Source organism: Roseovarius halophilus (ex Wu et al. 2025), from assembly GCF_047086965.1.
Genome location: NZ_JBKOTX010000265.1, coordinates 1 through 6,250, shown reverse-complemented (window position 1 = coordinate 6,250; position 6,250 = coordinate 1). Strand labels below are relative to the sequence as shown.

At 61.5% G+C, this 6,250-nt stretch carries 5 protein-coding genes; 1 reads left to right on the top strand and 4 read right to left on the bottom strand.

The features are described 5' to 3' along the window. Nucleotides 1–189 precede the first annotated feature (189 nt). The 4 genes from ACH107_RS29045 to ACH107_RS29030 are packed head-to-tail and all read right to left on the bottom strand — an operon-like array spanning nucleotide 190 to nucleotide 4,762. Nucleotides 190–1,785: a gamma-glutamyltransferase family protein gene (locus ACH107_RS29045; RefSeq protein ID WP_310703090.1), complete on the bottom strand. Its 1,596-nt coding sequence runs from the start codon at nucleotides 1,783–1,785 to the stop codon at nucleotides 190–192. Then, nucleotides 1,782–3,296: a tripartite tricarboxylate transporter permease gene (locus ACH107_RS29040; RefSeq protein ID WP_412509200.1), complete on the bottom strand. Its 1,515-nt coding sequence runs from the start codon at nucleotides 3,294–3,296 to the stop codon at nucleotides 1,782–1,784. The genes ACH107_RS29045 and ACH107_RS29040 overlap by 4 nt, the downstream gene beginning before the upstream one ends. 3 nt (nucleotides 3,297–3,299) lie before the next feature. Further along, nucleotides 3,300–3,809 carry a tripartite tricarboxylate transporter TctB family protein gene (locus tag ACH107_RS29035; protein WP_310703092.1) on the bottom strand — a complete coding sequence of 170 codons (510 nt, stop codon included), beginning with the start codon at nucleotides 3,807–3,809 and terminating at the stop codon, nucleotides 3,300–3,302. Then, nucleotides 3,806–4,762 (bottom strand): Bug family tripartite tricarboxylate transporter substrate binding protein, encoded by a 957-nt coding sequence (locus ACH107_RS29030; RefSeq protein WP_412509199.1) that lies wholly within the window; start codon nucleotides 4,760–4,762, stop codon nucleotides 3,806–3,808. The genes ACH107_RS29035 and ACH107_RS29030 overlap by 4 nt, the downstream gene beginning before the upstream one ends. A gap of 114 nt (nucleotides 4,763–4,876) precedes the next feature. On the opposite strand from ACH107_RS29030, the gene ACH107_RS29025 reads away from it, so the two are divergent. Beyond that, a complete protein-coding gene (locus tag ACH107_RS29025; protein ID WP_412509198.1) occupies nucleotides 4,877–5,815 on the top strand; it encodes a LysR substrate-binding domain-containing protein in 939 nt (312 codons plus the stop codon). Nucleotides 5,816–6,250: the final 435 nt, after the last annotated feature.

Below are 6,250 nucleotides of genomic sequence, written 5' to 3'. Positions count from 1 at the left end.
TGCTGCCACAAGAAGGGAAAAAGTGGACGACTTTTACGCCGCCCGCACCGCCAATATGGCGGCGCTACCGTGGTCTAGTTTTGCACCGCCGTTCTCATCAGTGGTCATCGTGAATCGCGCGAGGGCCGTGTCGAGACCGCGGTGAATGGATTGGGCCATTCCGCCCAACCGCAACGCATGGGACAGGCCTCAGAAGGCAATGGCCTGGCCGTCCTTGCGCGGATCCGACCCTGCGACGTAGCCACCGCCATCCAGTTTGCGGATCAGTTGTGCACCGCCAAATCCGAATGCGCTGTCGGGTGCCTCGACATTGATGTCATGTCCGAGCGCGGCGAGGGTCGCCAGGGTTTCCGCGGGAATTGTGTCCTCGCAGGCGACCTGTCGGCCTTCCACAAAGCGCCAGCGGGGCGCATCTGCGGCGGTCTGGACGTCCTGGCCCCACAGCTGCGTGCGCAGCATCATCTGTACGTGCCCTTGTGCCTGCATTGGGCCGCCCATGACACCAAAGCTCATCTCTGGTGCGCCGTGACGCATTGCGAAGCCGGGAATGATCGTGTGGAAAGGCCGCTTGCCCGGCGCGACAAGGTTTTGATGGTCAGGTGCAAGCGTGAACCCCGCGCCCCTGTTCTGAAGGCTGATCCCGGTTCCTGGTACAACGACACCCGATCCGAACCCGGCATAGTTCGACTGGATATAGGATACCATCATGCCCGAGGCGTCGGCCACGGTGAGATAGACCGTGCCGCCCGCTTTCGGGGCACCCGCCTGGTAGGCGGCCGCTTTGTTGGGCGCGATTTCGGCGGCGCGACGCTTGAGGTAGTCAGGGTCGAGCAGGTCCTCAGCCGTTGGCCCGATCATGTGGCGACCATCAGCCACGTAGGCCTCGAGATCTGCAAAGGCGAGCTTGATTGCCTCGATTTGCAGATGGATGGCAGCGACATCATCGGGCCCATATTCGCGCACTGGGGTATGCTCGAGTATGCCCAGCGCCATCAAAGCCGCGATCCCTTGCCCGTTGGGAGGAATCTCGTGCAGGTCCGTGTCGTCGAAGCCTGTCGAAAGGGTTCCGCACCATTCCGGCTGATGGGTTGCAAGATCCTCGAGCGAGAGTACAGCACCGTGCTCGGCTGCGAAAGCCGCGATCTTTTCGGCGAGGTCACCTTCGTAGAACGTGCGTCCGTTGGTCTCTGCGATGGCGCGGAGCGACCTGGCCTGACTCGGATTGCGAAAACGCTCGCCCGGTCGAGGCGCCTGCCCACCAGGCAGGAATGCATCCCCAAATCCGGGCTGATCGCGCAGGGTTTCGCCCCCACGCCGCCACAGTTCGCCGATAATGGGCGTCACGATGAACCCGTCTTCCGCATACCGCGCGGCAGGTTCGAGAAGGGACGTCAGCGCGCGCGTTCCAAACTTGTCACGAAGCGCGCACCAGGCACTTACGGCACCCGGAACAGTGACGCTTTCCCAGCCGCGGAACGGCATTTTATCTGCCCCAGAGAAGCGCTCGGGCGTCCAGCCAGCGGGCGCTGCACCTGAGGCATTCAGCCCATGCAGGGTTTTCCCGTCCCAGAGGATGCAGAAGGCATCCGACCCAAGCCCGTTTCCAGTCGGCTCGACGACGGTGAGGACGGCTGCGGCTGCGATGGCGGCGTCGACCGCGTTGCCACCATCACGCAACACGGTGATACCGGCCTGCGCCGCCAGAGGATGCGAGGTCGAAACGAGGTTGTCACCGAAAACAGGGGAGCGGCGCGAGGGATACAAGGGGTCGTGGCGAAACTTCATTGAACGGCTTCCTCATCATTCTTTTTGCTGGTCTGGCGTCTTCGGTGACTGCGTATGGCCCAGGCGACTGATGCGATTCCCGCCAGCAGGAAGATCAGGCTGACAGGTCGCGTCACGAACAGCGTCCAGTCCCCGTCTGTCATGAGCGCACGCCTCAGGTTCGTCTCGGCAATCGGTCCGAGAATGACGCCGAGCACGAGCGGCGCGAGCGGATAGTCGAGCGCGCGAAGCGCGTAGCCGAGAACCCCCACTGCCCCGAGGAGATAGAGATCGGTCACGCGGTTGTTGAGTGCAAAGGTGCCGACAACGCAGCACACGAGCACGACAGGGACGATGACCCATTTCGGAACCTCTGCCACGCGGAGGAACGTGCGCATCGAGAAGATGCAGACCACGAGCATCATGAGGCTGGAGACGGCCATCGCGATAAACATGCCATAGACAAGGTCGGCGTTGTCCATGATCAGGCGCGGGCCAACCGAGATACCGTGGACCATCAACGACGCCATGAGGATCGCATCGACAGCAGATCCCGGGATGCCCAGCGCTATCAGCGGGATCAGCCCGCCACCGGCTGTCGCAGAGTTCCCGGACTCCGAGGCGACGACGCCATCGGCGATGCCCTCTCCAAATCGCTCGGGTGTCTTCGAGGCGCGCTTTGTCTGGTCGTACGCCACGAGGTTGGCGATTGATCCTCCTGCGCCTGGCAATGCGCCGACTAGGACACCGATGATAGAGGACCGGACCAGATTTATTGGGCGCGAGATCACCTCGCGCATGACCTGCCACGTCTTGAAGTCGATATCACCCTTGGCGATCTGTTCGCCCTTGCGGATCGCGGCTGCGTCCTCGACCTCGGAGGCGAGCTGGGATATCGCGAAAATCCCGATCAGGACGACCAGGAAGGGAAGCCCGGCTGCAAGCACTTCGAGATTGAAGTCAAAACGCGGGCGGCCGAGGATCGGATCCGTGCCTATCGTCGAGATGGCGAGGCCGATCAGGGCTGCAATGAGGCCGCGCTGCAGCGACTTGCCGACGAGGCTGGCGACGATGCTGAGAGCGAATACGATCAGCGAGAAGTATTCCCATGGCCCCAACTTGACGGCGAAAACGGCAAGCGGCGGCGCGGCGACAACCAGGACGGCGGTCGAAATCATGGTGCCAAAAAAGGATGCCCAGACGCCGATTGACAGAGCGCGGCCGGGCTCACCGTTTCGAGACATTGGAAACGCGTCGAACGTGGTGGCGACCGATGATGGGGTGCCGGGTATTCCGAGCAGGGCGGCCGAGATTAGCCCCCCAGTGTAGCCGCCAACATAGACCGACAGCATCACTGCGATCCCTTGCAGCGGCTCCATTGTGAAGGTCAGCGGCAGCGAAAGCACGATTGCCATGGTGACGGTGAAACCGGGTATCGCCGCCGCTGTGATCCCGGCGATCGAGCCGATCAGCATGTATAGCAGTGTGGAGGCGGAGAGAACTTCTGCAGCCCCCTTCAGGAACATGTCCATCTGTCAGACTCCTCGCGGCAGAAAGACGTTGAACACCTCGTCAAACAGCCAGTTCAGCCCGACCGAAAAGACAATTGCGAGAACGAGGACAGTTGCAGCTGCGGATTTTGTCTTTGGAGCAAACCAGAACTGGAGAACAGCCAGAAAGACGAACGTGGCGATCGAATAGCCGATCACGGGCATCATCGCCAGGTAGAGGCCAAGGCAGACGAAGAGAACGAAAACAAGCTGGCGCGCTTTGAGCCAAGCTTGAAAATCCCCGGCGAACTGAGCGTAGGCAGAGGCTGGCAGCCGGCGCAGCGAACTCGTGATCGCACTGACCAGCAACACGATCAGGCAGCCGTGGACCAACATCGGGAAAGCTCCGGCCCCGAGGACTTCAAAGCGTGATGTCGGGATCGCTGTAGCTTCCCAGAACAAGCCGCCCGAGGTTGCGAGCAGAACGATATAGGAAAGAAGCCGGGCGATTTCGCCCGACCCCTTTCCGGTTTCGTCACTGACGCGACTGCTCACGGCGCAAGGACCCCTGCCAGGCGGTCAACAGTGTCTGACAGGTTTTCCAGGTAAGCGGCATAGTCCTCCTGCCCACGGAACTGGACCTCCGCCCCAGCATTGTTGACTTGCTCGATGAAGTCCTCATCTTCAGCGAGCTCGCCAAGCGCTGCTTCGAGGCTGTCGCGGGCTTCCTGCGGCGCGCCTTTCGGCATGACAATGCCGCGGGTCACGGCGAGATCGAGATCGGCGCCGAGTTCCTTGAACGTGGGCACGTCCGGCGCCTGCGCCATGCGCTCTGGCGCGCCGGTCGCGAGGAACACGAGATCACCGTTTTCCACAAACTGACCGGCCGACGACACGTCACCGATCGCCAGATCGAGGTTCCCGCCGACCAATGCCCGGATGCGCTCGCCCGTGCCTTCATAGCCCACGTAATTGAATTCGAACCCGTAGGCGTCCTCGATCATGGCCGCATGCAGGTGCGGCACGCCACCAAGCGTGACGCCGATGGTCACTTCGCCAGGGTTCTCCTCTGCGTAGGCCACGAGTTCATCCATTGTCGAGTACGGAAGGTCGGGGTTCGAGACCAGGAATTGTGGCGAGGCCGTCATAAGGGCGATTGGGTCGAAGTCCTGCCAGGTCAGATCAGTGATACCCGTGATCGAGGCGGTGAGAAGTCCTTCATGGACCTGGCTGATCGTGTAGCCATCGGCCGCGCGGCGGGACGCTTCGGTCAGGCCGACCGTGCCGCCCACGCCGGGTATGTTGATGACCGGCATTTCTTCGTTGAGATACGGATCGACATTGTTGGAGACGATCCGCATCAGCGTATCGCTGCCGCCGCCCGGCGACCATGGCACGATGAATTCCACCGGCTTGGTCGGATAATCCTGCGCGAGTGCGGGTTGGGCCGCCGCAGTGGTGATCGCAACCCCCAGGCCCACGGCAACACTCTTGAGTAACGTCGTCATACTTGGCTCCCTGTGCATGCTTTATTACTGAGACTCATATCGCTAAAAGGCCAAGCCCCCTTCAGGAAGCGATTTTCTTTTGCCATCTTATTAAGGAAGTCTTAAGTTACGGGCATGGATATCCGTCAACTCCAGACCTTGGTGGCTGTGGCCGACACACATAGTTTTGCGGCAACGTCGCGCATCGTGAACCTGACGCCATCTGCCATAAGCCAACAAATACAATCGCTTGAGGGAGAGTTGGGCGTCGAGTTGTTTGACCGCACGCGCCGCCCTCCATTGCTGAACTCCAAGGGCGAAGAGATCGTCCGGGCGGCACGCCAGATTGTGCAGATCATGGCGGAGGCCCGCCAGTCGATATCTGGCGGCAGCACGGCTGGTGTGCTCAATGTCGGGTCAATCCGCACAATATCCATGCGCATCGTGCCTCGCGCATTCGCCGAGATCGCGCGCGGGTTCCCCGATATCGCCTTTCACCTGACCGTCGGCGTCTCCGAGAGACTGCTGTCCGACGTGGCCGCTGGTCGTCTAGATGCCGCTGTTGTGGCAGAGCATGTCGACATTCCAGGTGGACTGATATGGACGCCAATCCTCGAAGAGCCTCTCCTTCTCGTGGCACCGGCGGACCAAGAAGGCCGTTCGGGGAAAGACCTTTTGCGACGGCTTCCCTTCATTCGATATGAGACCAAGGTGCCATTGGCGCGTCAGATTGACGTTGAGATGTCCCGTCTCGGCGTAGAGCCTCGCGAGATCGTCGTGGTCAACACGATGCCCACGGTCATCGGCTGCGTGCTGGCGGGGCTAGGCGCCGCTGTGGTTCCCAAGAGCGCCATTCCCGAAAACGCCGCCGAAAGGCTTTTCGTGCAGTCCTTCGGGGATTCGAGTACGTACCGTCGGGTCGGCCTGGTGCAACGCCAGGTCTCCGCACGCGCCGTTGTGCTGGGCGAAATGGCACGGGTCTTCTCCGAGCAAGCCATGCGCAGCGGACTGACAGCTGCCGGACGACCGCTGAGCCATGAGGCCCGTGACGGGATCGACGAACCCCCCGGCTGAAATGCGCAGCACAGTGAGCTGATACCATGCATGGCAAGGGCCGCTGGAATGATAATCGGGTCGTGCGGTTGCGTCGCTCGCTGAACCGCAGGTCCGGCGAATGAAATACGAATGCATTTACCTGCGCGCCTTCGCGGCCGGATCACAAGCCCGGAAGGGTAACTGCCGATGGCTGGCCCGCTACACCGTCGAGCAGACCAACAAGCGAGACAACACTCAGCGCCTTGCGGTGACTGACCAGCCGAAGTTCCACGGCTGTCAACGGCGGAGTAAAACCCGACCAAAGGGCGGCGCAAAAGTAGGCCACTTTGGGGTTGGGCGTGAAGGGCGCATAGAGTGCTGGCGGCCAGTCGACCGCGCTCCCCAAATAGCTGGCGGTTGACTGGCCGCCTTGGCCCGTGAGGGCCAAGTGATGGATTGTCGGTCAGGAGGTTT

Excerpts from the sequence above, each read along its gene's own strand:
- ACH107_RS29045 (WP_310703090.1), bottom strand. The coding sequence starts at position 1,785 with ATGAAGTTTCGCCACGACCCCTTGTATCCCTCGCGCCGCTCCCCTGTT.
- ACH107_RS29040 (WP_412509200.1), bottom strand. The coding sequence starts at position 3,296 with ATGGACATGTTCCTGAAGGGGGCTGCAGAAGTTCTCTCCGCCTCCACA.
- ACH107_RS29030 (WP_412509199.1), bottom strand. The coding sequence starts at position 4,762 with ATGACGACGTTACTCAAGAGTGTTGCCGTGGGCCTGGGGGTTGCGATC.
- ACH107_RS29025 (WP_412509198.1), top strand. The coding sequence starts at position 4,877 with ATGGATATCCGTCAACTCCAGACCTTGGTGGCTGTGGCCGACACACAT.